This window comes from Clostridium sp. KLE 1755 (assembly GCF_000466465.2).
GTDB classification, from domain to species: Bacteria; Bacillota; Clostridia; order Lachnospirales; family Lachnospiraceae; genus Eisenbergiella; species Eisenbergiella porci.
Window position 1 is genome coordinate 42,635 of the sequence record NZ_KE992768.1, and the last position, 26,489, is coordinate 69,123.

Below are 26,489 nucleotides of genomic sequence, written 5' to 3' on the forward strand. Positions count from 1 at the left end.
AAAATTAGGGTAGAGTAGTGTGTTATCATTTTAGCTGATATTCTGGAATTTGGAAGTGGCAATATTTATTTTGAATAGATGTGCGTATGGCATGTGTCGCTTACAAGCCATGTTTTGGCTTCTTCCATGTCGGTGGAAAAATATAGTTGTGATTGTGGGAGTGAGGTTTTTCTGGTAAGGGCTTTGTGGAGTTTGTGAAGGTTTTTTGGGGTGGCGGTGATTGCTAGTTTTACGATGTTGGGGCGCAGGTGGTTGATATGTTCTGTAATTTTTTCGGTAAGTGTTTTGGTTAGAGTCGTTTCGTAGAGATCAATTAGGATTCTGCGTTTTTCCGGTGATTTTAGAATGAACTCTTCTTCTTTTTTCATCATGGAAAGTAATGCGTCTGAATCGTCAAAGTAGCTGCCATAATGGATTCCATGGAAATAGCCGCCTTTGTAATAGTATGGGCTGAGGGCGCCGCTGGGGGATTTTGTTATCATAATTTTTACCTTTGGCTGTTGATAAAGTCATCCTTTCGCTGGTTTATGATTTTTTATCCTGTATTAAGTCGGAGAGTGGTTTTTGCATGCGGATGTGCTGGCACCATTGAATTGTTTTTTGGGTAATGCAGATGCCGTAGTAAAGGGTGGATAGTTTGTAGTAAAAACATTCTTTGTTTTCCATTTTATTATACTTATTTTCTAAATCATTCAGTTTCCTCAGATAATTCTTGTTGTTAATTTCATATTCCAATAGCTGTTGCTCACGGATTTCGGGGGACAGGTTATCAAAGAAATAAATTTTTGCCAGATGGGTGTTCGTGCCTTCGGTTATATCAGTGGGTGAAACCAGCCAGTCGAAAAACTGTTTTTGTCCCTCTTCTGTGATGTGGTAGAAAATTTTTTTCCTGCCGCCCTGGGGTTTTTCGTAGGTTGTTAAACAGCCTTTGTCTGTTAATCGTTTTAAGGCCGGATACAGGCTTCCATAGCTCGCTTTATAAAAAACTCCGATGCCGTTTTCTATCAGCTTTTTGATGTCGTAGCCGGTGAAATCATTGTCTGATACCATGCCTAAAATAATAGATTCTAACATAAATCCTCCATTTAGATATATCTTATAGATATATAATAACGCTATATGTAAGTTTTGTAAAGAAGCGGATACAAATAATTGTAACTGTTGGGCAGGCAGGCCTTTTTCTTTGAAAGTTGTATTGCCTGTATGGAAGAATTATATTATGCTGAAAGGTGTCAGGATTGAAAAACAGGCGCAGGATGAGGTGGCATAATGATGGGTAAAGGTAAAATATTATTGGCGGAGGACAATCGGGGCGCGGTAAGGCGGATTGTTGAGTATATTGGGAAAATATCAGGAGAGCTGGAAGTGATTTCTTTTGCCGGGGCGGGGGAGGCGCTGCGGTATGCAAGGGAGAATGAGATTGCGCTTTTTATTATTGATATTCAGTTGGAGGATTATAAGGGGACTGATTTGGCGAAGCAATTGCGCGGGCTGCCGGAGTATAGGTATACACCGATTATATTTGAAACGGGGCTGGCGGGGGAGGAGCTTTCGGCTTATCGTGATGTGAAGTGTTATAGTTTCCTTGTAAAACCGTTTGGGGAGAAGGAATTTGCTGAGGCGTTTCGCGATGCGTTGGGACTTTCCGGGCAGATCAGGCGGGAGGGGAGGAGAATCCAGCTTGAGCAAAAGCAGTTTATTCTGGAGTATGCGGCGGAGGATATTGTGTATATTGAAGCTTTTGGGAAGAAACTGGTTATTCATACGGATAACCGTTTGTCCGGAAGAAAAGAGGATACTGTTTCCGGGTATACGTTAGCCGGAATGTTGGCGCTGCTGGAGGGCGGTCCTTTTGTACAGTGTCATAAGAGTTATATTGTGAATAGGGATTATATTGACAGGATTGATAAGGCCGGGCGGAAAATCTATTTAAAGGGGGTTACGGAGGTGGTGCCTGTGGGCAATAAGTATCAGGACGGGCTGTGGGGGGAAGCATGAATGTTTTGTGTATTTTGGCGCAGTCAGGGCTGGATGCGGGCGCATTGGCAGTTTGCTGTGAAGGCGTTTTTCAGAAAAGGTCGGAGGCAAGGGGGAAGGATATTCTGCTTTTTCCTGTTTTGCTTGTTTTGTGTGTTGTCCTGCGGGTGAATTTTGTAGCGAATGAAGGGGTGCGCGCCGCGCTTTCCGCATACGGATATGAGATTGTGCCGGTTAACAGTATTGCGGGATGGCTATTTCTGGTTTTTTCTGTGCTGCTGCTTCACAGTATTTATTTCAAATGGGAAAATAACGGTGACGTTCTTAGCGGGACAATGGCGGTGTTTTCGTTGTATTTGCTTGTCAGGTGTGTTTGTGTCGCTGTGTTGGCCGCTTTCGGGGCTTGGGGAGGCTGGCTGCTTTTTGGCGGCCGTGTATTGACGCTGCTCCTTGTTTCATTGCTGTTTTGTACGCCGTTTTATGGCGCGCTCCAGCAGTTGGTGCTGACGGGTGGGATTGCGGTCTGGATTGTGTCGTCGGATATTGCGGTTTTGCTGATGGTGGCGCTTACTGTAGTTTCATTCCAGGCGGAGAGGTTCCTTTCTCATTCAGGGCTTCTTACGGTATTGGTGCTGGCGGTCCTTTTGTTTAACAGCATCCTGCTGTTTTTCCATCGGCGCAGGCTGCAGGAGCAAAAGCGAATCCATATGATTGAACAGTATGTGCCCATTGTGGAGGAGTTGATTTCCCAGGTGAGGGCAAGACAGCATGAATTTCAGAACCGTATGCTGGCAATTGAGGCGGCCGTGGCTTCTGCCGGCACTTTGGAGGAGGCGCAAAGAGAGGTGGCGGCGCTGACAGGCGGCATTGTCATCAATTCCAACGACCGGGAATTGCTCTCCTGTGACAGCAAGGTCATTGCAGGAATGTTGTTTGGAAAAATAAAACAGGCGGTGGCGGCGGGGATTCATATGGAATTGCAGCTGCATGGGCTTTTTAAAAAGTCCGCGGTACCGGAAACAGAGTGGATTGAAACAATCGGGATTTTGCTGGATAATGCAATCGAGGCCTCCCCGAAAGGAAGCACGGTTTATATTGCCGTCAGGAAAAAAGGGACGTATCTGGAGCTGCTTGTTTCCAATCCGGCCCCGGCCATGTCGAATACGGAGTTCATGGGGCTGTTCAGGAAAGGGTTTACAACAAAAAGCAGCAGTGAGGGGCGCGGCTACGGCTTGTATAACATACTGCGTATTTCTGAACGGTATCATGGAAAGATTATTACGCGCAATGAAGCCGTTTCGGAAGAAAATTATGTTGTATTTGGCGTCCTTCTTCCATAATTAACGGGTATGAACGAGGGTTTTAAAGGAATGAAAATTATTTTGTTCCCTTAAAACCCTCGTTTGGTTCCGGGAGGTTGAAGTGCGCAGGATACTCCGATATATTGAAGAAAAAGAGTAACTGTGAAGGAAATTGAACAGTTATGAAAAACGGAAAGGAATGGAAGATATGCCCCAATTGATAAAAAACGAATGTAAAAAAATGTTTCTGCCGGTGCTTTTAACAACTGCCGTTTTGACAATTATCATGTGTGTGCTGATTGAAAAGCTCTATTTAAGCTATACACTGCATTATGATTTGGAGGCGTGGGAGGTGGGAACAGGAGGGTTTTCCCTGCTTTATCCGCTGTTTGTTGTGATTCCGCTCTGCTGGAATCTGTATTACGAGCGTAAAAATAATTTTCTCTTGTATATCGCCCCGCGCGTCCCGGTTAAAAAATACCTGACAGCAAAATGGACAGCCTATGCACTGGGAGCATTTTGCATTATGGCGGTCCCTTATCTGTTGTCTGCAGTATATGCCATTGATATTAAAGCGCCGGTGGTTCCGCCTGAAACCAATACCTTTTCGCATGTTTTCCAAACAGCATTTGTAGAAAAGCCTTTGCTTTATGCGGCTGCTTTTTCCTGCTGGAGAGGTGTGATAGGTATTTTAGCCATGACCTTTGGTTTTGTACTCGCCATGTATTGTAAAAATATTTTTGTAATACTCACCGGGCCGTTTATCTATTCCATACTTGAGAATTTTATTATGGCAATTCTGAGTTTGGAGAAATATCGGTTAGTTGTCGCTTTTGACCCAACGTGTATCAGTTTCCATGCGGTGACGTGGCTTTCGTTTTTCACAGGGCCGGTTCTGCTGCTTTGTGTCATCAGTTTTACAGCGTTTTTCCTTGCAAAAATCAGGAAAAATACTGTGGTGAACGTTTAGGGGGCTTGTTATGGCGGCGCTTATCAAAAAGAATTTCCGCCTGTGGGGATATGGGAAGGTGTTTGTGCTGTTTGCCGGATGCCTGCTCTTTTCCGTCAGCGGCCGGTTAAACGAAGGGATTTATTTTGAACAGCATATTTTATCGGCGGTATCCGATCACTATTATCTGACCTGTTTTTTGCTTCCGGTTTTACTGTTAAGCTGTTTTTCCTTTTTGGAGGATGACGGGGAAAATGTGATTTTGCGTTTTCAAAGCTATCATTCCTATTTTTATAGAAAATGGCTGGGAACAGGGGGGATTGTCCTTTTGCTGATCGCTGTCCAAAGCGCGGCGGTTCTTTTATCCGGCATGGGGCTTTCCGGGGGAAATGGGTGGGAATTACCCGAAGGAGCGGCGGGTGCAGAGCTGTTTTTTGTGCTGCGGCAGTATTTTTCCACCCCGGTCCAGGCATTTGCGGCATTCTCTGCCTGTCAGTTTTTCGGTGGCTGGCTGATAATCGGGTTTTGCATGTGGATTGGGCATTTCGGGGGGCGGAAATGGTCAGTCAGGGTGATTCTTGCCCTTTATATTCTCTCGGTTCTGTGGATGAAGATTCCGGCTGTCCGCAGCCTGCCGCTGACGGGCTTTAATCATTTGCTGATACTGCACCATAATTTGGGGTCGCATCACCGTTTTGCTGTCACAGGAATTACATTATTGCTGTTTGCCATCATCATTACTGTAACGGTGCGGTTTGGATGGCGGGGGTGTATATCCCTCCCGCGGCCGCGGATATCAGGCATGACAGCCTGTTATCTCCGCGAATTGGCGGCGCGGCAGAAGTTACTGGCTCTTTTTGCGGTTGTCCTGGTAATAACGCTGTACAAGGCCGGGGCAGGCTTTCGGTTACAATCCGGGCAGGAATGGGTATATTCTCTGTTTGCCGGGCATGGGACAGGCTGTTTCCGGGTATTCCCGTTCCTTGAAATGCTGATTGTAAACGGTGCGCCGCTGTATCTTCTGGCGGCATTCCTGGAATGGACGGCGAGCGGCCAGTCCTATTTTATTTCCGTCCGGGCGGAAAGCCGAAGGAAGCTGCTGAGTGGAATTCTGTGGGCCGGCACAGGCTTTCTCGCTGCCTATGCGCTTCTTTGGTTTGCTGCGGGGCTTTTTGGAATATTTTTCTTTGGATATGCAGACGGGATTACGGCGTGGAAAATGCTGCTGTATGCTGTTATTATGAAATTCCTTGATACTATGGGACAGTATCTTGTCATGATGTGTGTTTATGCCGTTTCAAGACAGGTTACAATCGGTTTTCTGGTGCCGGCTGTGGGAAATCTGCTTTGTGTTGTGCCCAGACAATGGGTATCTTATCTGCCCTTCGGCCTTTCAGGCCTGACACGGATTGCGGAATTAAATTCCGGCGCCGGGCTTCCTGCCGCAGCGGCACTGGGGACGGAGGCTGTTGTTATCATGCTGACGCTTGGGTGGCTCTTGACATTCGGCAGTAAGAAAATATTGGTTTAGGAGGAACCGTTATGAGCTCATATATTGAATTAAGGAAGGTATCAAAAAGCTTCGGACACAGGAGGATTCTCCGGGAGGTATCGTTGGCTGTGGAGCGCGGAAAAACGGTTGGCCTTGTGGGCGCCAACGGCAGCGGAAAATCAGTGCTGTTCAAAATATTGTGCGGCTTCGAAAAACCGGATAATGGAGACATCTATGTGCGCGGCAGGCAGCTTGGAAAGAATGGCCGGGATTTCCCGGACAATATGGGGGTATTCATTAACTCGCCCGGTTTTATCGGCATTTACAGCGGTTTCCAGAACCTGAAATTCCTGGCTGATATTCAGGGCAGGATAGGCGAAGAGGAAATTGCAGAAGCCATGGACAAGGTGGGGCTTGATCCATCGGATAAGACAAAGGTTGATCACTATTCCCTTGGCATGAAACAGAAACTGGGACTGGCACAGGCCATTATGGAGGGACAGGATATTTTGATTCTGGATGAACCGTTTAATGCCCTGGACTATAAGACGTATGAGGATGTCAGGACAATTATCCGTATGCTGAAAGCGGAGGGCAAAACGATTTTCCTCACGTCCCACCGCTATAAAGACATTGAACAGCTGTGCGATCAGGTATATTCCATTGAAGACGGCCGGTTGATGCCCATTACCGGGGAGCTGGCGGAACAATACCGTCAGGCGGAGTAAATACGGCTGCCCTGACTTTATTGGCGCCGCAGTAAATCCCATAGCCTGAATTTGACGGATACTTATCTATTTGGTACTGTAAAAGAGAGGAAGCGCCGCCTGATTTAAAGTACAATTATGGATGCACAGGCAAAGGGGCCGCTGAAGAAAACATCCGTTCCGCCACGGCGGCTGCCCGGACCCGAAAGAAAAAAGCAAACAGCTAAACAGGAGGGTTACAATGGATTTACCTTTTCGGATTGAGAAAAAAGAAAGCTTCCGCACAATCGGTTACAAAATTCAGACAACGAACAGGAGAGGCGAAGGGAGAAAAGCCATCCCGGCCCTCTGGACCAGGTTTAAAACAGAAAACCTTGACAAACCGTTACAGGCGCTGTCAAATCAAAAGCAGCAGGGCCTGCTCGGAATAAATATTTATAATACGGACGAAACAGATCCCCGTAAATTTGAGTATCTGATCGCAGTATCAAGTGACAAAGATACGCGAAACGATATCACAGAATACGCCATACCGGCCATGACATGGGCAATTTTCCCCTGCACGCTGGAAACCATCGGAAAAACGGAAGCCATGGCAATCACAAAATGGCTGCCCAAATCCAAATACCGGCCCTTAAATAAAGGCTACCTTACAGGCAGAATGAAATCAGGAGCGCCGGATATCGAATACTATGGAAAGGACGGCCTTGTCGAGATTTGGATTGCAGTGAAAGAAACGGCCTGAACAGGCAGGATAAACGCATCAGCGCAGGCAACGTCCTTCCCGCCGTCCGGGCTACGGCTGCCGGCTCACGATATAAAGCCCATTCAACGGCTTAAAGAAGCGGGATTGCAGGCCTGCCTGTGGAAAAAAGAGGCATAAAATGAAATATGAAATACGTGAACTGGAAGCATTTTCAGTCATTGGACAGGAAATCCAGCTTACCGGATACCGTACAAAAAATATACAAATCAGCACACAATTCTGGCGTACCTTCAATGCCAACCTGAAAAAAGCATACCTGTCCCAAAGCGGCACCTGGCTCAAATACGCCTTTATGGAAAGAAAGAACGGCGGGCTGACTTACTTTTGCGCCATTCCCAAAAGAACAATTATACCGGATGGCTTTATTCTGAAAGAAATCCAGCCCCACCAATACCTGGTGGCAGAACATACCGGCGCGATGAACAGAATCTATGATACCTATGAAGAACTTTACAGAAATCTCCTGCCCAATATAAAGTACGAGCCCCTGCCGACAGACCTCATCCATTTCGAAAAATACGATGAAAGATTTCACTGGAACCGGGAAAACTCGATCATTGAAATATGGATTCCCATCAAGGAGCGCGACTGATACTATGAAAAAAATACTTGTTACGGGCGGAAGCGCCCCTGCTGAAAAGAAAACCTGAAGCATATATCCTCATGCCGCCCTATTTATATGGCCAAATGAACAATGTATATAGGGAAGCCTTTGTATTTGACTGTGCTATGGCGGACAGAAAATTTTATCTGCCCCGGGATGGAAAAATGAAGCTACAGTTTTTTCATGTCCATGATTTAAGCAGATTCACAGAAATCCTTCTTAACACCAAACCCTCCCAACACATTTATAACGTAGGAAATAAAGAAACCGTAACAATCCGCGAATGGGTGCATCTCTGCTATCGCACCGCCGGCCGCCAGGCCGAATTTATAAATGTGCGCGCCCCCAGACTCCTTTAAGAACGCTAACATAACCCATAAAACAATACGGGTATGGACTTGACAAAAGCCCATTCATTCATTATAGTAAAAAATAAATTGGCCACCCCGAAATTACAGGGTTCAGCCGCCATAATATCAAAGATAATGAAAAAGAGGAGTAAGCATCCCCCCTTCACAGAGAAGAACGTCCTGGCGCAATCCCCGCTGATTAAATATTAATCAACGACACACAAAATCCAAGCCAGGCTGGAAGACGTTCAGAAGAAAGGAATGCCGAAGGTAGCTTTGGAATCGGACCCCCAAAAGCAGACCCCATAAATTCTGCCCATTAAGGCCTCCCGCCTCATCCCCGTTAAAAGATGCCAAAGGCCAGGAAACCAAACGCAGGCCGGAATCCAGGATTTTTACCGCAACAGCAAAAATCCCCCTGCCCCCCTGAGCGTCTCATTCCCACACCAGACGCCCCAAGTTTCCCGGTGAACAAAGGTGGTACCGCGTTAAAGACGCCCTTTGCCGAACCAACCCGGCAAAGGGCCTTTTTTATGTGCATTAGGGCGATTCTGCCCTTAACTTCCGCGGCCACTACCCTAGGGCTTTCCCGCAGTCCTGCCCGGCGTCCTGGTTCCTGCGGGGTGCGGACGGGGGGAGTGCCTGAGAGCTTTGAAAAAATGGAGCTATTTCTTACCGCTTCCTTTTCCCATTCTGCTCCCGCCCCTAATGGCGCTGTCTGACGAACCCAGACAACTGAAGCTGCTTGCAGCGCAAGTTGCCCTGGGTGAGGAGTTTTGCGCCATGTTGGGAGCAGAATGGGAAAAGGAAACGGTTAGAAATACCCCCTTTTTGAAAGCTCTCAGACACTCCCCCCATCCGCACCCCGCAGGAACCAGGACGCCGGGCAGGACTGCGGGAAAGCCCGTCCCCCCCCCCACAAAACAAAGGCCCGCAGGAGCGGGCGGATAGGAGTAATTATGAGTAAGGAACTGGCGAAAACCTACGATCCTCATGGCATTGAGGACAGACTTTATGAAAAGTGGATAGCAAAGAAATATTTCCATGCAGAGGTGGACAGAAGCAAAAAGCCCTTTACCATTGTAATGCCGCCCCCGAATATCACGGGACAGCTGCATATGGGACATGCCCTGGACAATACCATGCAGGATATCCTGATCCGTTTTAAGAGGATGCAGGGCTATAATGCGCTGTGGCAGCCGGGAACGGATCATGCCAGCATCGCAACGGAAGTGAAGATCATTGAAAAATTAAAGGAAGAAGGCATTGACAAGCACGACCTGGGAAGGGAAAAATTCCTGGAGCGTGCCTGGGAGTGGAAAAAGGAATACGGCGGCAGGATCACAAGCCAGCTGCGTAAGCTTGGCTCCTCCTGTGACTGGGACAGAGAGCGCTTCACCATGGACGAAGGCTGCAATAAAGCCGTAACCGAAGTGTTCTGCAAAATGCATGAAAAGGGCTGGATCTATAAAGGCAGCCGTATCGTAAACTGGTGCCCGGTATGCAATACCTCCATTTCCGATGCGGAGGTGGTTTACGAGGAGCAGGCGGGCCACTTCTGGCACATCAAATACCCGCTCATAGATGAAAACGGCGCGCCCAGCACTACGGAGTTCCTGGAGTTCGCAACCACCCGTCCGGAAACCATGCTGGGCGATACGGCTGTGGCGGTCAATCCTGAGGATGAAAGATATACGTCCCTTATCGGCAGGAAGGTGCTGCTGCCCCTGATGAACCGGGAAATCCCCATCGTGGCGGATTCCTATGTGGATATGGAATTCGGTACCGGCGTGGTTAAGATCACCCCGGCCCATGACCCTAACGACTTTGAAGTAGGAAAGCGCCATAACCTGCCTGAAATCAATATTTTGAACGATGATGCCACCATCAATGAAAACGGCGGCAAATTCGCAGGTATGGATCGTTATGAAGCGAGAGCCGCCATCGTGAAGGAGCTTGACGAAATGGGACTCCTGGTGGGAATCGAAGACTATTCCCATAATGTAGGCACCCATGACCGCTGCAAGACCACGGTGGAGCCGCTGATTAAAAAGCAGTGGTTCGTAAAAATGGACGAGCTGATCAAGCCCGCTGTGGAGGGCGTAAAGAACGGCGATATCCGGCTGATTCCGGAACGCATGGACAAAACCTATTATAACTGGACCGATAACATCCGCGACTGGTGTATTTCCAGACAGCTCTGGTGGGGACACCGTATACCGGCTTATTACTGTGACGAATGCGGTGAAATCGTGGTGGCTAAGGAAGCGCCTTCGGTTTGCCCGAAGTGCGGCTGCACCCACCTGACCCAGGATCCGGATACGCTGGATACCTGGTTCTCCTCCGCGCTGTGGCCCTTCTCCACGCTGGGCTGGCCGGATAAAACGGAGGATCTGGATTATTTTTACCCTACGGACGTGCTGGTTACCGGCTACGATATCATTTTCTTCTGGGTTATCCGCATGATCTTCTCCGGCTATGAGCAGATGGGTGAAAAACCCTTTTCCACCGTCCTGTTCCACGGCCTTGTCAGGGATTCCCAGGGCAGGAAGATGTCCAAGTCTCTGGGCAACGGCATCGATCCGCTGGAGATCATCGACCAGTACGGCGCGGATGCGCTGCGCCTTACCCTGATTACGGGAAATGCGCCCGGAAACGATATGCGCTTCTACTATGAGAGAGTGGAGGCCAGCCGTAATTTTGCCAATAAGGTATGGAATGCTTCCCGTTTCATCATGATGAATATGGATGGCAAGACCATCCCTCAGGATGCGGACAGGCATCTGCAGCCGGTGGATAAATGGATACTTTCCAAGCTGAACAATGTGGTGAAGGAAGTAACCGACAACATGGAGAACTTTGAACTGGGCATCGCGGTCCAGAAGGTATATGACTTTATCTGGGACGAGTTCTGCGACTGGTATATTGAAATGGTGAAGCCCAGGCTGTATGATACCGATGATGCAGACAGCCAGGGAGCGGCCCTGTGGACGCTGAAAAATGTGCTTCTTAACGCGCTGAAGCTGCTGCATCCCTTCATGCCCTTCGTGACGGAAGAGATTTTCTGCACGCTCCAGGACGAGGAAGAATCCATCATGATTTCAAAATGGCCCGAATACCGCGCGGACTGGAATTATGCGGCGCAGGAGAAGGATATTGAAATCATCAAGGAGGCCGTAAGGGGCATCCGTAACGTGAGAAGTAATATGAACGTGCCGCCCAGCAAAAAGGCGCATGTTTATGTAGTAAGCGACAAGGAGGATATCACCCGGGCATTTACCGAAGGAAAGCTGTTCTTCGCTTCCCTTGCCTATGCCTCCCAGGTAACCGTCCAGGCGGACCGGACAGGCATTGCGGACGATGCGGTTTCCGTTGTGATCGCAGGGGCCACCTGCTACATCCCATTTGCGGAGCTGGTGGATATCGCCCAGGAAATCGAAAGACTGGAAAAAGAGGAAAAGAAGCTGCAGGGTGAGCTGGCGCGCGTCAACGGCATGCTGAGCAACGAAAAATTCCTGTCCAAGGCGCCGGAAAGCAAAATCGCTGAGGAAAAGGAAAAGCTGGAAAAATACACACAGATGATGGCACAGGTAAAAGAACGTCTGGGCGCCCTGAAAAAATAAGCGGCAGACGGTACCGTGCAGGGAATCATGGATTCACAGGGCGGAAGCAGGGTGCGCATAGTGCGCAGGGCTGTTTTCCGCCCCCTTGCTTGAAGCCGCACAGGCGGACCTGCGCAGTGTGGGCGCTGCGGTTTCGGAGTACAGGCCGTCCCAAAGAAATACACGAGGCAGAAGATAATGATGGAAAAAAAGAGCTATACCTACGAGGAGGCAGTGGATTATGCCCTGCAGATCCCCAAATTTACGAAGAAAAATACACCTGAGGACACCCGAAGGTTTTATGAATATCTGGGAAGGCCGGGCGAACGGTCGGGCCTGATCCATGTGGCGGGAACAAACGGAAAAGGATCAGTATGTTCCTATATTAATGCTGTTTTAAGCGGCGCGGGCCGGAGGACCGGCCTTTTCACCTCCCCGCATCTGGTGGATGTGAGGGAGCGCTTCCGGCTCGACGGGGAAATGATCTCCAAAGAGGAATTTGCCCGCTGTTTTAATCAGGTGATGGACAGCGTAAAGGCCTTTTGTGAAAAAAATCAGGAGGAATACCATCCCACTTTTTTTGAAATGCTGTTTTTCATATCCATGCTTTGGTTTCAGGAAAAACGGGCAGACTATATTATACTGGAAACGGGAATGGGCGGACGCCTGGACGCTACCAATGTTATCGAAAAACCGCTGGTTACGGTCATCACCCGCATAGGCCTTGATCATACGGAATATCTGGGAAATACGAAGGCCGAAATCGCCGCGGAAAAGGCCGGGATTATTAAAAAAGGCGTCCCTGTCGTATTTTGGGAGCAGGAAGAAGAGGTAAACGAGGTTATTGTCAAAAAGGCCCGTGAAATGTCGGCAGAAGTGATTCCTGTGTCAGAAAAACAAGTTGTTTTATTTAAATTTAAGAATAAAAGCGTTGATTTTTCCATGCGCTCTGGGTATTATGAATATATTAGGGTCAGCCTGTCAACCAGGGCAGTTTACCAGAAGGAGAACGCCGCGCTGGCCGTTTGCGCTCTGGAGGTGCTCTCACGAAGCTGCCCGGTTACCAGGCAGCAGGTTGAAAAGGGGCTGTCGCAGGCAAAATGGGAAGGCCGGATGGAAGAAGTCCTGCCTGGTGTATTCATTGACGGCGCCCATAATGAAGATGGTATGCAGGCTTTTCTGGAAAGTGTCCGGGAGGACGGCTGCCGTGGGAAAAGGCATCTGCTGTTTTCCGCTGTGGCGGACAAGCGGGTGGAGCCGATGGCACAGCGTATTGTGGACAGCGGGCTTTTTGAGGATGTGGCCATTGCAAGGCTGGACAGCGCAAGAAGCCTGACGGAGGAACAGCTGGATTCGCTCTGGAGCGGAAGGAACCAGGTAAGGCTCTATCACAGCCCGGAGCAGGCCATGGAGGCGCTGCTGGAAAAGAAGCGGCCTGAGGACGAGGTCTATGCCGCAGGGAGCCTGTATCTGGCCGGCCAGTTGAAAGCATACCTTGAGAAAAGAAAACAGAAGCAGCAGCTGTAAGAAAGCGCACGGCTGCAGCAGCTTTCCATATCCGGTGCGGATGCGCCGGCAGAATGAGGTGTTTTTATGATGATAGATTTTGAGGAAGAACTGAAGAAATTTCATCCCAGCCTTGAAGTAGACGAGGTGGAGGAAGCCATATATAACCATGATTTAACGGACCTGACAGACCTGCTGGTGGAAATCGAAAAGAACAGGAAACCAGCAAAGAGCACAGAGGAATAGAGGATTGCCGTTATGAATTGTTATAATTGTGGCGCAGAGCTTACGGAACACGATTTCTGTACGAACTGCGGCGCCGATGTGGCGCGGTATAAGAAGGTCGTCAGCGTATCCAATTTTTACTATAATGATGGTCTGGAGAAAGCGAACGTACGGGATCTTTCAGGCGCAGTTGTAAGCCTGACGGAATGTCTGAAACTGAATAAGATGAATATTGAAGCGAGGAACCTTCTGGGACTCGTATATTTTGAGATGGGTGAAACCGTGGATGCCCTCAGCGAATGGGTCATCAGCAAGAATCTCCAGCCGGAGAAGAATATTGCCGACGCCTATATCGAAGCTGTGCAGAACAGCCCCAGCCAGCTGGAAAACCTGAACCAGGCGATTAAGAAATACAACCAGGCCCTGGTGTACTGCAGGCAGGGGAGCCTGGATCTGGCGTTGATCCAGCTTCGCAAGGTGCTTTCCATCAATTCCAAATTCCTGCGCGCCCATCAGCTTCTGGCCCTTCTTCATATGCATAATGAGGATTGGGACAAGGCGAAAAGGGAGCTTGTGAAGTGCAGCAGGATTGATGTGGGCAACACCATGACGCTTCGTTACATGAAGGAGGTCAACGCCGCCCTGAATGTGGACGAAGGCGTGAAAAATGTCCACAAGGCCGCGAAAACTGAGGATGTTATCAAATATCAGAGCGGAAACGAAACCATCATCCAGCCTCTTGCCGTGAAGGAGCCGAAAAAGAACTATACCGGACTTCTTTATCTGCTTGGCGGCGTGGCAATCGGCCTGGCTGTTTCCCTGACCCTGTTTCTTCCCGGCAGGCTCCAGAGCCTGAAGGCCCAGCTGAACGAAGAAAGCAGAAGTATCGGCGAGCAGCTGGATAAGAAAAATGCAGAACTTACGGATATGCAGAAGCAGCTGGATACCCTGACTGCAAAGAATGATGAACTGAATTCGGAGCTGGAGGTCTATGCAGGTAAGGACGGTACGTTGCAGACTGTTGAGGATCTGCTGAATGCGGCATACACCTACCTGGATACGCCGGAGGATATGGAGAAGATATCCCAGGCGCTAGAAGGAATCGATAAGGAAGCCATGCAGTCCGATACGATTTCCGAGGCATATAAGAATCTGTACGCCAAGCTGCTGGAGACTGTGGGCCCCAAGATTAGCGAGGCTTACACGAACAGCGGGAATAAATCCTACAAGGCGGGAGATTACGAGAACGCCATCCTGGATTTGGAAAAGGCATTTTCCTACGATGAAACCAATGGGGACGCCCTTTTTATCCTGGGCAACGCCTATAAGAAAAAAGGCGACAGCAAGAACGCCGCCAAAATATACAACCAGGTAATTGAGCAATTCCCGAATACGGAAAAGGCCCGCCGGGCCAAGGACTATCTGAAGGAGCTGGAATCCTGAGCCGTTTTTGAAACGGCGGATGCCGAACTCCAGGATGAAAAAATAGATATCCAATTAAATATCACTTACAAAAGAGAACTTTCATGGACGCACGGCCACTGGCCGGATGCGTATGCATGAGGTTCTCTTTTTTTAACGCTGGTCAGACGGGGTTCTGGCAGTAACTGTGAGAAAGGAGAAACATATGGAGGAGGATTTTAAGTCAATGAATAGCAGGGAAAACGATCAGCTGAAGGTGACCAGCCAGGCCGAGGTGGCGGACGCTGCAAGGATGGCGGGCGATTATCAAATTATTGATAACTATCTGTGCATCCGGATGCCGGAGGAGGTGGATCACCACCGTTCCGATGAAATCTGTAAAAATGCGGACCACTATATCCTGGAATCCCAGGTGGGCAATGTGGTCTTTGATTTTGAGGACACCCATTTTATGGACAGCTCAGGAATCGGCATTCTCATTGGAAGATACAAGCTCATTTCCTGCTTCGGAGGAAAGGTTTTTGTGCTTCATGCGGGCAGGCAGATCCGGCGTATGCTCCAGCTTGCCGGGCTGGACAGAATTGTGGAAATCATGGAATGAAACATTCAATCAACGGCGGCTGCCCTGCGTTTTGCAGCTGCTTTGGGATTACATTTTGCAGATGCCGCCAGACGGCAGAATGGAGGAGAAATGAACAACGAAATGAAATTGGAATTTGACGCGGTTTCGGAAAATGAGGGGTTTGCCAGAGTGGCCGTAGCCGCCTTCATTACACCGCTTGATCCTACACTGGAGGAGGTGGCGGACATAAAAACCGCCGTGTCCGAAGCGGTCACTAACGCCATTATCCACGGCTATGCGGGCTGGTCCGGGGATGAGCCGGGCAAGGTGGAGGTCAGATGCTGCCTGCGGGGAGATGTTTTACATATCGAAATCGAAGATAAGGGCAGAGGGATTGCGGATGTGGAGCAGGCCATGGAGCCGCTGTTTACCACCAGGCCGGATATGGACCGTTCCGGTATGGGTTTTGCCTTCATGGAGGCCTTTATGGACGATTTGGATGTGACAAGCGAGCCGGGAAGAGGAACTCTTGTAAAAATGGAAAAGAAGCTGGGAACTCTTTCCTGGTCGGAAGATGAGGAGTAGTGCATGGAGGAAATATCAGTACTGATTGCACAGGCGCAGGCCGGGGATAATTCGGCCAGAGAAGTACTGATAGAGAAAAACCTGGGACTCGTTCATCACATCGTGAAACGCTTCTCAGGCCGGGGATACGATATGGAGGATCTGTTCCAGATTGGGACCATAGGGCTGATCAAGGCAATAGATAAGTTTGATCTGTCCTTTGACGTCCGTTTTTCCACCTATGCGGTCCCCATGATAAGCGGTGAAATCAAACGGTTTCTGCGGGATGACGGTCTTGTTAAGGTGAGCCGTACCCTGAAGGAAAACGGTTGGAAGATAAAGCAGGCCGCGGAGCGGCTGGGCCATCAGTACGGCAGGGACGCCACACTGGAGGAAATTTCAGGGGAAACGGGCATTGCCAAGGAGGATATCGTCATGGCTATGGAGGCCAATGTGGAGGTGGAATCCATTTATAAGACCATTTACCAGTCTGACGGCAATGAGGTACAGCTTCTGGACAAGGTGGCGGCGGGGGACTGCCAGTCAGGCTGCCTGGACGAAGAAAAGGAAAAGCTTCTGGATCATATGCTTCTCAACCAGCTGCTGGACAGCCTGAGCGAGACGGAGCGTGAGCTGATTGAGATGCGCTATTTCCAGGACAAGACCCAGACTGAGGTGGCTGGGGTCCTGGGAATCAGCCAGGTACAGGTGAGCAGGCTGGAGAAAAAAATATTGCTGCGCATGCGGGAGCAGCTGGTGTGCTGAAAATTCATTGATCAGGATTTCGGCAGGGTATATAATAAAGTCAAACAGGGTAACCGTTCGGTTCTTTCACGGTTACCTGAGCTGGTACTTTTGTCTGTGGGATGAATTTTTAAATATGCACTGAAAGAAAGAGGCACATATGAAAAAATGGATTAGAATTCTGGTTCCCCTGTGCGCAGTTGTTGTCCTTATCGTGGCCTGCGTAAATCTGGGCGGTATTTTTGTGGAATACAGCAAGGGAGCGGCGGAATATAAGGAGCTGCAGGAATATGTGAATACGGATGCGGCGGCCGCTGCGGAAACGGTGACGGATGCGCCTGAGGATGATTTTTTTATGCCGGAGATAGACTTTGAAGCGCTGAAGGATAAAAATCAGGACTTCAGATACTGGCTATATATCCCGGCCCTGGAACTGAATTATCCGGTGGTCCAGGGGGCGGATAATGAGGCGTATCTTTATAAGACCTTTGAGGGTGAGAAGAACAGCGCAGGCTGCATATTTATGGATGCCGGCAATTCGCCGGATCTGTCGGACAGGAATACGGTGATTTACGGGCATAACATGAAGAACCGCACCATGTTCGGATCCCTGAAGAAGTTTATCCAGGAAGAGGGGATGGCCGACGGGAATCCCTGGTTTTATCTCTATACGGAAGATAAAGCGGTCAGATACCGGATTATTTCCTATTATACGACGGTAAGCGGCAGCGATACCTATCAGTCCGTTTATACGGACGAGGATTATGACAGCTATCTGGATATGATACTTCGGAAATCGCTTTTTAAAGGATATCAGGAAGCGTCCACGCAGGGAAGGCCGGATATGGTCACGCTGTCCACCTGCCACGGAAAAGCCGGCGGCACGGGGCGGTTTGTCGTGCATGGCGTGGTTGATGAAGTCAGGCAGATGAAGTAAGAGAAGTAAGACAGATAAAGATAGATGAAGTGAAACAGATGAAGCCAGACAGATGAAATGAAACAGATGAAGCCGCTGGAAAACAGGCGCGGACCCGGGCGCCGGCAGGCATGAGCCGGGTCCGGGGCTGTAATTTCCAAAGCTGCAATAAAAAGTGCAGCTGTTCTGTCCCTTCACAATTATTAAATAGTTACATAAAGTAATAAAATTTAAAAATATACTTGCTTTTTTAACTGTATGGGTGTAGTATGAAGTTAGATAAATCATCATACATCATTTAATCATCATATACATCTAATTTAACACTTGGCAAACTTATTGAAAGATAAGGACGCAAAGCTACAGGGCCTTCCCTCTATAAGAGGTTGGCAGCCAGTTGCCTGATACATAGTAAAAGCGTATGTATTTGCAATGATAGCCTTGGTCTCCTTACAGACGCAAGACTATTTTTTTTACTATCAGGCCTTTGCACTTGAAAAAGGCGTGAAAACTACATTTGGCAAACTTATTGAAAAGTAAGGACGCAAAGCTACAGGGCCTTCCCTTCAGAAAGGATGGCAGCCAGCTGCCGGTACCACATGGTACTGTAAGATAATCGAAGGATTATCACTACTTTTAAATAACCGAATATGCCTAGTAGTTTTCCATCATTTTTCAATCGACACGATTTGAAAGGATGAAGGAAAATGAAGAAAGCAATCATCACCATATTAGCAGTTTTAACAGTTATCGTAACAACAATGGCACCCGCATCCACAATGAAAGCGGAAGCAGCAACAGCAGATCAGACAATGACAATGAATGCAAGACTTCTTGCAGATATCAATAATTTGAGAGCAGAGCAGGGACTTCCCGCACTGACACTTGACAATGAATTAAACAGCTTCGCAGCAGTAAGAAGTGAAGAAATTACATCTCTTTGGAGCCATACCCGTCCCGATGGAACAAGTGGATGCGATATGATAAGTTCCAACAAATGGCGCGGCGAGAACCTTTCCTATATTACATATGGAAGCTTCGGTTTTTCAGAGCAAGAACAGAACACCGCAGCAGACAGCGTATTCGCAAGCCTGAAGGCAAGCCCTTCACATTACAGCAACATGGTAAGCGGCAACTATACTAAGATTGGTATCTATACATATATTACCAACACCGGTTCCGGCGTTAAGCTTTCCACCGCTTACATGTTCTCCAACTAAGACAACTACTTAATTTTGATAGATGATATGATGATGATTGGAAAAGCAGCAGTTTGATCAACTGCTGTTTTTTCATGGGCAAAATTTTTTCATCACTGGATTTTCAGGAGAATGTGTATAAAAAAGAAAAATTTCCATATTACTAACGTGTGAATGAATCAGCGAAATTATGGAAATGAAAGGCCGGATTGTACAGGCGGGAAGCGCAGCGTTCCCGACGGACGTAAAAGACCGGCCGGAAAGGCGGCGGTATGGCATCACAGGAAACTTTATACCTGAAGCTGGAACGGAATGTGGAGATAGAAAAGGAGGATGTGCAGCTTTCTGATTTAGGAAAGCTGGTATGTGCGAATAAGGATATCCTGGCTCACGCAAAAGCCATGAAGATATATAAATTCAGGGACACCAAGCCTCTGCGCCAGGTGGTTAGCGTGATGAAAATCATCGAATCCCTTCAGAAGCTGTATCCGGAGCTGACTGTGGAAAACCTGGGCGAGACGGATATCATTATGGAACGGGTCAGGGTGAAACGGGAAAAGGGGCCGGCGCAGTGGCTGAAGATTGCGTTCGTCTGCCTTATCTGTTTTTTCGGAACGGCCTTTACCATCATGGCTTTTCATAATGATATCGGGATCAATAAGGTATTCATGAAGGTTTATGAAATGATAGCGGGAGAAGCGTCAGACGGCTTTACCATACTGGAGGTGGCATACTCCATCGGGCTTGCCATTGGGATTATCGTATTCTTCAACCATATCGGCGGGAGGCGGATTACAAAGGACCCCACGCCTATCGAGGTGGAAATGCGCATATATGAGGATGACGTGAACAATGCGCTGGTGGAAACTGCGGACAGGGAGGGAAAGACCATTGATGTTTCTTAAAAGTGTTTTTATGGCTGTCTTTGGGCTGAGCTTTGGCTTTCTGGTATCCGCAGGGGTATTTACTGTATTGATTTCCGTTGGCCTGGTGCCCCGTTTTGCGGGAAAGACCCATACCAGCAAGAAGGTTTTCCTGTATGAGGAAATGGTAGTGGCAGGCACGCTATTTGGAAATTTTATCAGCGTTTTTGAGTATTCCTGCCATGTGGGGGAATGGGTGCGAAAAGGGCAGGTGTTCGGCTCTTTTACAGACAGCCTGTGGAAATGGATTAGCGCTGCGGCGGTAATCGTATTCGGCGTATTCGCCGGGATTTTTGTCGGCTGTCTGGCGTTGGCTATTGCTGAGATGCTGAATACCATACCTATTTTTGCACGGAGAATCCAGTTCAGGCATGGGCTGGGTTTTGCGGTCCTTTCCGTGGCCCTGGGGAAAATGGTGGGAAGCCTGATCTACTTTTCACAGCAGATTTTCCTCACCGGGGGATGAAGCGCGGCAAACGGTGGATAATACGGCTGATTTTTAACGCAGCTGCGGCTATAAGTTAGTGGTTACGGCCTGGTGAAACTGTGGTATACTTTATCTGATAATAGAATTAGCTGGGGAACAGAAGCTGGATGAGGCAGTGGTCAGTGAAGAAGGGCTTTCTGCTGCAGCGGCTAAGAAGGGAAGTGTAATGGAAATAAATAATAAGAAAAATCATTTATCCCATATTTTATTCTTTTTCATTATGCTTCTTTTTGCTGCGGGCTTAACTATGAATGTGCTCTTTTGCAGTAATTACAAGCTTTATGGATTATCAGGTAGGACCACTGTAATCGAGGCGCGGGCAAATTCAGAAAGTAGCTTTTCCAATGAAGGTGGCGATAAAACCACCTGTTTTAAGACTTCATTTTTGAGCGAAAATAATTCTGATACTGAAATTATAACGAAGAATATATGTCCAATACCTGTAATTGCGGCTATCACACAAGAATTCAGCCTGTTTCTTTTTGTTATTTTAGTTTTTCTTTATTTCTTTTCGGCCTTTTTTAGATTATTGCCCGATGAATGGACATTAATTAATCAAAAGGTACGTCTCGACGATTGAAGCAACTCCTTTTCAAATCCTTACAAGTGTGCCAGTGATTGTAAGCCATTTTTAGAATCAGATAATGGCTTTCTTTTTGTATGCAAATAGATAGCGGGTATAAGCCATCTGTTTATTATGAGAGTGAATCAAAGCAGATATTGAATTGGAGGAATATGAGTGAAAGAAAAGATATATAAATTATTTCTCATTTTAGTAGTGAGCCTGTCCCTGGGTTCGAATCCCCTGTTTCAAAATGAGATGCGCAAGTTACTTGAAGCTCTTTCGGGAGTAGATAATACACAGGTAATTCAAGAGCTTGATGAAGAAGAAAAACAAAAAGAGTCCGAAGAAATAAGAAAGTTAAAGCATAGGCTTGAAGGGAGCATTTTTGAATCTGAAAAATGATTAAGGTTGAACCATCGAAATTCCTATAGTAGCATAATACATATGTTTAAGAAAGTGGCGAAGTTTGTAATAAATAGTTAAATGCTTCTCTAAATAGCCTGGGCATATTATATGTCAAATATATTAATGGGGGTTTCAAAATGTGTACAAGTTTTGCAGTATACCATCAGGAAAAAGCTGTTTATGGTATGAATTTCGATACGGATGATATTGATTTAAAATTAAAAATCAGTAGTTACAATGATATGAACCTGTTTTACTTTTCCGCCTTATTGGAAAATAAATACAGGGATATCGCTTATTTTAATAGTGAGGGCCTTTTTATATTAACTCAGGCAGTAGAATATGGTCCGGGTTTTAAAGCAAGTTGTGACGAAAATAATTGGTTTGCTTTTGATATTTTTGATGAGGCGCTAAAGAAAACAAGAAAAGCATCTGAATTTTTTGAGATTCTTAATAAAAGAGTAATCTCATATCCAAGAAATCCATTATTTCCGGCTTTGGGGCTGCATACTATGATTGCTGATAAAACTGGTGATGCATTTATTCTGGAAGAAGGAAATGGTACAAATATAATAAGCCCTGTTCATAATGATTTCATTGTTATGACCAATTTCCCAAATGGGAAATTTGAGGAAACAAATTATAATGAAGTATATGGCCTTGGTGCTGACAAATATATTTGTGCTTATGAGTATATCCGGAATAATATCCATAGCTTTGGAATAAATGAAGCTTTTGAAATTTTAAATAAAACCAGTCAGAAAAATACTCTGTGCACAATCGTATATGAACCAATAAAGAATGAAATTTATATTAGTTTTAAAAAAGATTTAAGCAAAAAATGGAAAATCTCTGTGACCGACAAAACAATCCAATCAATGGATGGATTTTTAAGCAATAATAAAATCCAACTTACAAATGATGAAGTGCTTGTGAATGATCTTATTAGCTTATATAAGTGAAAACGATTTGATTAAAGGAAGATCGGGCAGGCCACTTTGGGTGTTAATCCTCCTGGAGGATTTTTGATGTATATTTGTGTCAGGTCGCCGGCGGCGGGGAGGAAGGTCCCTTCCGGCTGCGGTAAACAGAAGGGGGCATCCCCAGCTGCTGGGAAAAGAAGCGGTTGAAATGGGATGCGTCGTACATACCGATGCGTTCCGCGATCTGCTCGCAGGTAAGGATGCTGCTGTCCAACAGGAAGCAGGCGTATTCCAGTCGTTTCAGGTTCAGATATTTTATGGGGGTGGTTCCCATGTATTTGCGGAAAATGCGGGTCAGATAGGTATGACTGACATGGAGGTAGTCCGCCAGCTGTCCGATTGAAATATCTTCCGTAAAATGGTGTCCGATATAATACAGGGCCGCGGTGAGCAGCTCCGGGAGCTGTGGGGATACCTGGGTCTGCGCGGCGTCAAGCAGCTCCATCAGAAACGTATAATATAAGCCGGACAGCTCAAAGGGCGTTGAAAAAACGCCCTTTTTTCTGTTGTGAAGGATGGAAATCAGGCGGCCCAGCGGCGCTTCCGTGTGGGAGGCATCAATGGTGTAGATGCGGTGCAGGTGGAAATAGCTGGACAGCTCCTGGCAGCCCGGCACGGATAATTCTATCCAGATGAGCCCCAGCGGCTCCTCGGAGCGGTTGGAGTAGCTGTGGGCTTCCCCGGCGGGGATGATGAAGGCATCCCCCTTTTTCAGAAGATAATTTTCACCCGCAATGTGGAATAGCCCGCATCCGTCAAACAGAAAATGGACGGTAAAATACGGGTAGCTATTGTCCCGGTTGATTTGAAAAAAGGATTCCTGAAAGCCGCAGCCCATGCGAACCGCATGGAGAAGAAACGGAAGCCGGGCGCTGTCGGTTTCCGGTGCGCTATAAAGAAAGGAAGGGAAATTATCACGGTTATCAATTGCATTCATAGTTTTATCCTGTATATTTTAATATGATATTATCCAGTCTATATAATTTTACTGGGGCTTGCAAGTCTGATAGTTGCTTTTTTTACAAGAAAAGTGATGAATTTGGGAATTCCGGGCGGCTGCCGGGGACGGTAAAATATTGGTAAACCGGACGGGGGCACATATTTGAAAGACAGGATATGGATCAATGGAGGAAGACCCGGGAAAAGGAGGAATTGGGATATGACGTCGAAAGAGAGAGTGAGAGCGGTTATGGAGCATCGGAAGCCGGATCGGATACCGGCGGCCTTTGAGGCGGTGGGGCCGGTGACGGACAGGCTTCTGAAGCATTATGGTTTTACGGAATACGATCAGCTGCTGGAGAAGTATGAAATAGATATTGTGACAGCTTCCCCCAGATATATCGGGCCGCCGCTGAAAGCCTGGAAAAACGAAAAGGGGGAACAGGTGGAGCTGTCCTATTGGGGATATGAGACAACGCTGCATACGACGGCCATGGATACCTATGGAACAACCACTTATTTTCCGCTGCACGGCGTGGAGACGGTGGAGGAGGCGGATGCGGTTCCGTTCCCTGATCCGGACTGGTTTGACTACAGCGCTGTCAGGGAAGTGTGTGAAAAAAATCCGGATAAGGCCATTATCGTGGGACATGAGGGGCCTTTCCAGATGGTGACCTTTTTGATGGAAATGGATGAGTTTTTCATGCTGATGCTGGATGAGCCGGAGACGGCGCAGCGGATTCTGGATCGGATGAATGAGTTCGAGATGGAATACTACCGCAGGATCTTTGAGGCGGGTGAGGGAAAGGTGGATATCCTGCGCCCTCATGATGACTACGGAACGCAGATTTCTTTGCTGTTTTCCATTGATATGTGGAGGCAGTTCTATAAGGAAAATACTAAAAAACTGGTAAACCTTGCCCATGAGTACGGCGCCTTTTATCAGCAGCATTCCTGCGGGGCCGTGGGGCCGCTCATTCCGGAATTCATCGAATGCGGCGTGGATGCGCTGGAACCGGTGCAGAAGGTGAAGGGGCTGGAGGTGGAGACGCTGGCGGAAAAATACAATGGAAAAATTGTGTTCCACGGCGGTATTGATACCCAGGGACTGCTTCCTTTCGGAAAACCGGAGGAGGTGAAGCGGGAGGTGCGAAGGTTCATGGATTTGCTGGGGAAGGACGGAGGATATATTCTGATGGCAAGCCAGGGCTTTGAGGGCGATGTGCCCATTGAAAATATTGAAGCGGTTTATTCGGTTGACAGGTCGTGCTGATACTGAAGCGCTGACAAAATAACGGCTTATTTGTGGCTGCGGCAGCCATAAATAAGCCGTTTCTCAATGTGCGCCTGACGGCGGACATTTCTTTTTCCGATTTTATTATTTCCCGGTCCTGTTATGCAGATCCTTAATCGGAATATTAGCAAACAGCGCAGGAACCACGCCGTTGCCGGTTTCGGATTCCGTTTCGGTGATCTGGATATCCAGTCCCTGGGCGTCAATATCCATATATTTGGAAATGACCTGGATGATATCATTTTTAATCTGTTCCATCAGTTCAGGGGAGCAGTTGGCTCTGTCGGAGACCAGTAAAAGTTTTAAACGATCCTTTGCTACCTCGCCGGAACTTTTTTTCCGGAATAAATCCATTAATCTCATGGTAAAGCCCCCCTATTATTTCTTGAACATATCCTTCAGCTTGGACATCATGCCCCTTTTCGCGTCAAGATTTAAAAACGGCACTTCCTCGCCCAGGAGACGTTTGCAGACGTTCATATATGCCTGTCCCGCCATGCTGCTGGAGCCGACAAGCGGTTCGCCCTGGTTGGTGGATACCACGATCTGTTCATCGTCAGGAACCACGCCGATTAAAGGAAGGGAAAGGATTTCGTTGACATCCTCCACCTTAAGCATGTCACCGCGCTTCACCATATCCATGCGGATCCGGTTGATAATCAGATCAATACGCTGCATTTCATTGGCTTCCAGAAGACCTACGATCCTGTCGGCGTCGCGGATGGCGGAAACCTCAGGCGTGGTTACCACAAATGCGCGGTCAGCGCCTGCAATGGCGTTCTTAAAGCCCTGTTCAATTCCTGCCGGGCAGTCAAGCAGGACATAATCAAAATTTTCCCTCAGTTCATCGATGAGAGCTTTCATCTGTTCCGGGGAAACGGAATCCTTGTCTCTTGTCTGTGCGGAAGGCAGCAGGCACAGATTGGAGTATTTTTTGTGCTTAATCAGCGCCTGGTTTAAGCGGCAGTTGCCTTCCACCACATCAACCAGATTGTAAACGATACGGTTTTCCAGCCCCATAACTACGTCCAGATTCCTTAAACCGATATCGGTATCGATCATGATAACCTTTTTATTAAGCATGGCAAGTCCGGTTCCCACATTTGCTGTTGTTGTGGTCTTGCCAACTCCTCCCTTTCCGGATGTGATAACAATAACTTCACTCATTTAACTAAATCCTCCTGCTAGTTTTCCGAAGGAAAATACGTACTCTGCGAAAACAGAGGTTTTTCCTTCTGTATGTTAGTTGGAAATCTGGTTGTAACTGTGAGGGTATTGAACAGTTACACCTGGTTTTATAAATTGTTGAAGCACCCTTTTATAACCGGTTCGATACATATATTCCCGTCTTTGGCGGTGGCCAGCTGGGGAGAGTAAGAACCGACGGCATTCTCCTTTTTCCTGAGTGCGCGGGGGTTCTTTTCTTTGTCCGGGCTTTTGGCGATCAGATCGCCGATCTGCAGCTGGATAGGCTTCATTTCAAGCGCAAAAATAAAACAGTTGCCGGCTCCGGCAGCTCCTGCGCAGGCGTTTCCCTTCAGTGATCCCAGAATAACGATGCTTCCGTGGGAGATAATTTTGGCGCCCGGATTCACATCTCCGATGAGCGTGATGTTGGAATAGCTTTCCAGAACCTGGCCGGAACGCAGGTTGCCTTTGTAAAAATCAGTAGAGGTCTCCTCCGCTGTGACAGCCTGGGGCATTCCCGCATATTCTGCAGCCTCCAGCTGTGTCCTCATCCGTTCCTCCAGGGCGCTGTCGTCATCTACGATGCATGCAATCCGGATGGAGGTGTTTTCCGTAATGGTCTCTATAATCTGCAGCTGTTCATCAGGAGTCAGTACTCTTCCTTCAAAGGAAAGGGCCATTTGGGCATCTTTAAAGAAGTTTCCTGTTTCTTTGAATTTATCTGTGATAAGCTGCAACAGTTCCGGAAAGGGTATGTGATTGTCGAGAATTAGTTTGATTCCGTACTTATTACGTTTAACGATTACTTCTTTTGTCATG

At 47.6% G+C, this 26,489-nt stretch carries 28 protein-coding genes and 2 riboswitches; of the genes, 22 read left to right on the forward strand and 6 right to left on the reverse strand.

Annotated elements, in window-relative coordinates:
* Window positions 1-65: 65 nt before the first annotated feature.
* Window positions 66-482: a hypothetical protein gene (locus HMPREF1548_RS24260; RefSeq protein WP_021639353.1), complete on the reverse strand. Its 417-nt coding sequence runs from the start codon at window positions 480-482 to the stop codon at window positions 66-68.
* A 43-nt stretch (window positions 483-525) separates the two neighbouring features.
* The gene (locus tag HMPREF1548_RS24265; protein WP_021639354.1) at window positions 526-1,074 is read right to left on the reverse strand and encodes a PadR family transcriptional regulator; all 549 of its coding nucleotides are present in this window, start codon (window positions 1,072-1,074) and stop codon (window positions 526-528) included.
* Window positions 1,075-1,269: 195 nt separating this feature from the next.
* Between HMPREF1548_RS24265 and HMPREF1548_RS24270 the strand changes: the two genes are divergently transcribed.
* The 21 genes from HMPREF1548_RS24270 to HMPREF1548_RS24380 all read left to right on the forward strand — a co-directional run bounded on the left by HMPREF1548_RS24270 (window position 1,270) and on the right by HMPREF1548_RS24380 (window position 22,228).
* Window positions 1,270-1,998, forward strand: a complete 729-nt coding sequence (locus HMPREF1548_RS24270) for a LytR/AlgR family response regulator transcription factor (RefSeq protein WP_021639355.1) — start codon at window positions 1,270-1,272, stop codon at window positions 1,996-1,998.
* Complete coding sequence (locus HMPREF1548_RS24275) at window positions 1,995-3,317, forward strand: sensor histidine kinase (RefSeq protein WP_021639356.1); 1,323 nt, start codon at window positions 1,995-1,997, stop codon at window positions 3,315-3,317. Before HMPREF1548_RS24270 ends, HMPREF1548_RS24275 begins: the two co-directional genes overlap by 4 nt.
* Before the next feature lie 169 nt (window positions 3,318-3,486).
* Window positions 3,487-4,248: a hypothetical protein gene (locus HMPREF1548_RS24280; RefSeq protein ID WP_035323783.1), complete on the forward strand. Its 762-nt coding sequence runs from the start codon at window positions 3,487-3,489 to the stop codon at window positions 4,246-4,248.
* Between the two features lie 10 nt (window positions 4,249-4,258).
* Window positions 4,259-5,758 carry a hypothetical protein gene (locus tag HMPREF1548_RS24285; protein WP_021639359.1) on the forward strand — a complete coding sequence of 500 codons (1,500 nt, stop codon included), beginning with the start codon at window positions 4,259-4,261 and terminating at the stop codon, window positions 5,756-5,758.
* An 11-nt stretch (window positions 5,759-5,769) separates the two neighbouring features.
* Window positions 5,770-6,447: an ABC transporter ATP-binding protein gene (locus HMPREF1548_RS24290; protein WP_021639360.1), complete on the forward strand. Its 678-nt coding sequence runs from the start codon at window positions 5,770-5,772 to the stop codon at window positions 6,445-6,447.
* A 220-nt stretch (window positions 6,448-6,667) separates the two neighbouring features.
* Window positions 6,668-7,171 (forward strand): GyrI-like domain-containing protein, encoded by a 504-nt coding sequence (locus tag HMPREF1548_RS24295; protein ID WP_021639362.1) that lies wholly within the window; start codon window positions 6,668-6,670, stop codon window positions 7,169-7,171.
* Window positions 7,172-7,310: 139 nt separating this feature from the next.
* The gene (locus HMPREF1548_RS24300) at window positions 7,311-7,784 is read left to right on the forward strand and encodes a GyrI-like domain-containing protein (RefSeq protein ID WP_021639364.1); all 474 of its coding nucleotides are present in this window, start codon (window positions 7,311-7,313) and stop codon (window positions 7,782-7,784) included.
* A 1,321-nt stretch (window positions 7,785-9,105) separates the two neighbouring features.
* Window positions 9,106-11,769 (forward strand): valine--tRNA ligase, encoded by a 2,664-nt coding sequence (locus tag HMPREF1548_RS24320; RefSeq protein ID WP_021639370.1) that lies wholly within the window; start codon window positions 9,106-9,108, stop codon window positions 11,767-11,769.
* Window positions 11,770-11,946: 177 nt separating this feature from the next.
* Window positions 11,947-13,275 carry a bifunctional folylpolyglutamate synthase/dihydrofolate synthase gene (locus HMPREF1548_RS24325; RefSeq protein ID WP_021639372.1) on the forward strand — a complete coding sequence of 443 codons (1,329 nt, stop codon included), beginning with the start codon at window positions 11,947-11,949 and terminating at the stop codon, window positions 13,273-13,275.
* Window positions 13,276-13,341: 66 nt separating this feature from the next.
* Window positions 13,342-13,500, forward strand: a complete 159-nt coding sequence (locus HMPREF1548_RS29690) for a hypothetical protein (RefSeq protein WP_021639373.1) — start codon at window positions 13,342-13,344, stop codon at window positions 13,498-13,500.
* Between the two features lie 12 nt (window positions 13,501-13,512).
* Complete coding sequence (locus tag HMPREF1548_RS24330) at window positions 13,513-14,922, forward strand: tetratricopeptide repeat protein (RefSeq protein WP_021639374.1); 1,410 nt, start codon at window positions 13,513-13,515, stop codon at window positions 14,920-14,922.
* A gap of 205 nt (window positions 14,923-15,127) precedes the next feature.
* Entirely contained in the window at window positions 15,128-15,502 is a 375-nt protein-coding gene (locus HMPREF1548_RS24335; protein ID WP_051358474.1) for an STAS domain-containing protein, read from the forward strand.
* A 90-nt stretch (window positions 15,503-15,592) separates the two neighbouring features.
* Window positions 15,593-16,048: an anti-sigma F factor gene (gene spoIIAB / locus HMPREF1548_RS24340; protein WP_021639376.1), complete on the forward strand. Its 456-nt coding sequence runs from the start codon at window positions 15,593-15,595 to the stop codon at window positions 16,046-16,048.
* A 3-nt stretch (window positions 16,049-16,051) separates the two neighbouring features.
* Window positions 16,052-16,792 (forward strand): SigF/SigG family RNA polymerase sporulation sigma factor, encoded by a 741-nt coding sequence (locus HMPREF1548_RS24345; RefSeq protein WP_021639377.1) that lies wholly within the window; start codon window positions 16,052-16,054, stop codon window positions 16,790-16,792.
* 139 nt (window positions 16,793-16,931) lie between these two features.
* Complete coding sequence (gene srtB, locus HMPREF1548_RS24350) at window positions 16,932-17,708, forward strand: class B sortase (RefSeq protein ID WP_021639378.1); 777 nt, start codon at window positions 16,932-16,934, stop codon at window positions 17,706-17,708.
* A 298-nt stretch (window positions 17,709-18,006) separates the two neighbouring features.
* Window positions 18,007-18,092, forward strand: a riboswitch (cyclic di-GMP riboswitch).
* A gap of 104 nt (window positions 18,093-18,196) precedes the next feature.
* Window positions 18,197-18,281, forward strand: a riboswitch (cyclic di-GMP riboswitch).
* A gap of 113 nt (window positions 18,282-18,394) precedes the next feature.
* Window positions 18,395-18,907 (forward strand): CAP domain-containing protein, encoded by a 513-nt coding sequence (locus tag HMPREF1548_RS24355; protein WP_025490666.1) that lies wholly within the window; start codon window positions 18,395-18,397, stop codon window positions 18,905-18,907.
* 251 nt (window positions 18,908-19,158) lie between these two features.
* Window positions 19,159-19,791: a stage V sporulation protein AA gene (locus HMPREF1548_RS24360; protein WP_021639383.1), complete on the forward strand. Its 633-nt coding sequence runs from the start codon at window positions 19,159-19,161 to the stop codon at window positions 19,789-19,791.
* Window positions 19,781-20,275: a stage V sporulation protein AB gene (locus HMPREF1548_RS24365; RefSeq protein WP_021639384.1), complete on the forward strand. Its 495-nt coding sequence runs from the start codon at window positions 19,781-19,783 to the stop codon at window positions 20,273-20,275. The genes HMPREF1548_RS24360 and HMPREF1548_RS24365 overlap by 11 nt, the downstream gene beginning before the upstream one ends.
* Window positions 20,276-20,411: 136 nt before the next feature.
* The gene (locus HMPREF1548_RS24370; protein WP_021639385.1) at window positions 20,412-20,876 is read left to right on the forward strand and encodes a hypothetical protein; all 465 of its coding nucleotides are present in this window, start codon (window positions 20,412-20,414) and stop codon (window positions 20,874-20,876) included.
* A gap of 159 nt (window positions 20,877-21,035) precedes the next feature.
* Window positions 21,036-21,263: a hypothetical protein gene (locus tag HMPREF1548_RS24375; protein ID WP_021639386.1), complete on the forward strand. Its 228-nt coding sequence runs from the start codon at window positions 21,036-21,038 to the stop codon at window positions 21,261-21,263.
* A 140-nt stretch (window positions 21,264-21,403) separates the two neighbouring features.
* A complete protein-coding gene (locus HMPREF1548_RS24380) occupies window positions 21,404-22,228 on the forward strand; it encodes a linear amide C-N hydrolase (protein ID WP_021639387.1) in 825 nt (274 codons plus the stop codon).
* A 79-nt stretch (window positions 22,229-22,307) separates the two neighbouring features.
* Here the strand turns inward: HMPREF1548_RS24380 and HMPREF1548_RS24385 are convergent, their stop codons facing one another.
* Entirely contained in the window at window positions 22,308-23,186 is an 879-nt protein-coding gene (locus HMPREF1548_RS24385) for an AraC family transcriptional regulator (protein ID WP_021639388.1), read from the reverse strand.
* Window positions 23,187-23,408: 222 nt separating this feature from the next.
* Between HMPREF1548_RS24385 and HMPREF1548_RS24390 the strand changes: the two genes are divergently transcribed.
* Window positions 23,409-24,461 (forward strand): uroporphyrinogen decarboxylase family protein, encoded by a 1,053-nt coding sequence (locus tag HMPREF1548_RS24390; RefSeq protein ID WP_021639390.1) that lies wholly within the window; start codon window positions 23,409-23,411, stop codon window positions 24,459-24,461.
* A gap of 105 nt (window positions 24,462-24,566) precedes the next feature.
* Here HMPREF1548_RS24390 and minE read toward each other — a convergent pair whose 3' ends face one another.
* From minE to HMPREF1548_RS24405, 3 genes are all read right to left on the reverse strand, one after another.
* On the reverse strand, window positions 24,567-24,845 hold the full coding sequence (gene minE, locus HMPREF1548_RS24395; protein ID WP_021639391.1) for a cell division topological specificity factor MinE: 279 nt from the start codon (window positions 24,843-24,845) through the stop codon (window positions 24,567-24,569).
* 15 nt (window positions 24,846-24,860) lie between these two features.
* Window positions 24,861-25,649 carry a septum site-determining protein MinD gene (gene minD, locus HMPREF1548_RS24400; RefSeq protein ID WP_021639392.1) on the reverse strand — a complete coding sequence of 263 codons (789 nt, stop codon included), beginning with the start codon at window positions 25,647-25,649 and terminating at the stop codon, window positions 24,861-24,863.
* 128 nt (window positions 25,650-25,777) lie between these two features.
* The gene (locus tag HMPREF1548_RS24405; protein WP_021639393.1) at window positions 25,778-26,488 is read right to left on the reverse strand and encodes a septum site-determining protein MinC; all 711 of its coding nucleotides are present in this window, start codon (window positions 26,486-26,488) and stop codon (window positions 25,778-25,780) included.
* Window position 26,489: the final 1 nt, after the last annotated feature.

Coding starts and splice junctions, on each gene's coding strand:
- HMPREF1548_RS24270 (WP_021639355.1), top strand. CDS start 1,270: ATGATGGGTAAAGGTAAAATATTATTGGCGGAGGACAATCGGGGCGCG.
- HMPREF1548_RS24290 (WP_021639360.1), top strand. CDS start 5,770: ATGAGCTCATATATTGAATTAAGGAAGGTATCAAAAAGCTTCGGACAC.
- HMPREF1548_RS24390 (WP_021639390.1), top strand. CDS start 23,409: ATGACGTCGAAAGAGAGAGTGAGAGCGGTTATGGAGCATCGGAAGCCG.
- HMPREF1548_RS24355 (WP_025490666.1), top strand. CDS start 18,395: ATGAAGAAAGCAATCATCACCATATTAGCAGTTTTAACAGTTATCGTA.
- HMPREF1548_RS24275 (WP_021639356.1), top strand. CDS start 1,995: ATGAATGTTTTGTGTATTTTGGCGCAGTCAGGGCTGGATGCGGGCGCA.
- HMPREF1548_RS24285 (WP_021639359.1), top strand. CDS start 4,259: ATGGCGGCGCTTATCAAAAAGAATTTCCGCCTGTGGGGATATGGGAAG.
- HMPREF1548_RS24300 (WP_021639364.1), top strand. CDS start 7,311: ATGAAATATGAAATACGTGAACTGGAAGCATTTTCAGTCATTGGACAG.
- HMPREF1548_RS24320 (WP_021639370.1), top strand. CDS start 9,106: ATGAGTAAGGAACTGGCGAAAACCTACGATCCTCATGGCATTGAGGAC.
- HMPREF1548_RS24380 (WP_021639387.1), top strand. CDS start 21,404: ATGTGTACAAGTTTTGCAGTATACCATCAGGAAAAAGCTGTTTATGGT.
- HMPREF1548_RS24385 (WP_021639388.1), bottom strand. CDS start 23,186: ATGAATGCAATTGATAACCGTGATAATTTCCCTTCCTTTCTTTATAGC.
- HMPREF1548_RS24265 (WP_021639354.1), bottom strand. CDS start 1,074: ATGTTAGAATCTATTATTTTAGGCATGGTATCAGACAATGATTTCACC.
- srtB (WP_021639378.1), top strand. CDS start 16,932: ATGAAAAAATGGATTAGAATTCTGGTTCCCCTGTGCGCAGTTGTTGTC.
- HMPREF1548_RS24295 (WP_021639362.1), top strand. CDS start 6,668: ATGGATTTACCTTTTCGGATTGAGAAAAAAGAAAGCTTCCGCACAATC.
- HMPREF1548_RS24405 (WP_021639393.1), bottom strand. CDS start 26,488: ATGACAAAAGAAGTAATCGTTAAACGTAATAAGTACGGAATCAAACTA.
- HMPREF1548_RS24260 (WP_021639353.1), bottom strand. CDS start 482: ATGATAACAAAATCCCCCAGCGGCGCCCTCAGCCCATACTATTACAAA.
- HMPREF1548_RS24360 (WP_021639383.1), top strand. CDS start 19,159: ATGGCATCACAGGAAACTTTATACCTGAAGCTGGAACGGAATGTGGAG.
- spoIIAB (WP_021639376.1), top strand. CDS start 15,593: ATGAACAACGAAATGAAATTGGAATTTGACGCGGTTTCGGAAAATGAG.
- HMPREF1548_RS29690 (WP_021639373.1), top strand. CDS start 13,342: ATGATGATAGATTTTGAGGAAGAACTGAAGAAATTTCATCCCAGCCTT.
- minE (WP_021639391.1), bottom strand. CDS start 24,845: ATGAGATTAATGGATTTATTCCGGAAAAAAAGTTCCGGCGAGGTAGCA.
- HMPREF1548_RS24330 (WP_021639374.1), top strand. CDS start 13,513: ATGAATTGTTATAATTGTGGCGCAGAGCTTACGGAACACGATTTCTGT.
- HMPREF1548_RS24335 (WP_051358474.1), top strand. CDS start 15,128: ATGAATAGCAGGGAAAACGATCAGCTGAAGGTGACCAGCCAGGCCGAG.
- HMPREF1548_RS24365 (WP_021639384.1), top strand. CDS start 19,781: ATGTTTCTTAAAAGTGTTTTTATGGCTGTCTTTGGGCTGAGCTTTGGC.
- HMPREF1548_RS24345 (WP_021639377.1), top strand. CDS start 16,052: ATGGAGGAAATATCAGTACTGATTGCACAGGCGCAGGCCGGGGATAAT.
- HMPREF1548_RS24325 (WP_021639372.1), top strand. CDS start 11,947: ATGATGGAAAAAAAGAGCTATACCTACGAGGAGGCAGTGGATTATGCC.
- HMPREF1548_RS24280 (WP_035323783.1), top strand. CDS start 3,487: ATGCCCCAATTGATAAAAAACGAATGTAAAAAAATGTTTCTGCCGGTG.
- minD (WP_021639392.1), bottom strand. CDS start 25,649: ATGAGTGAAGTTATTGTTATCACATCCGGAAAGGGAGGAGTTGGCAAG.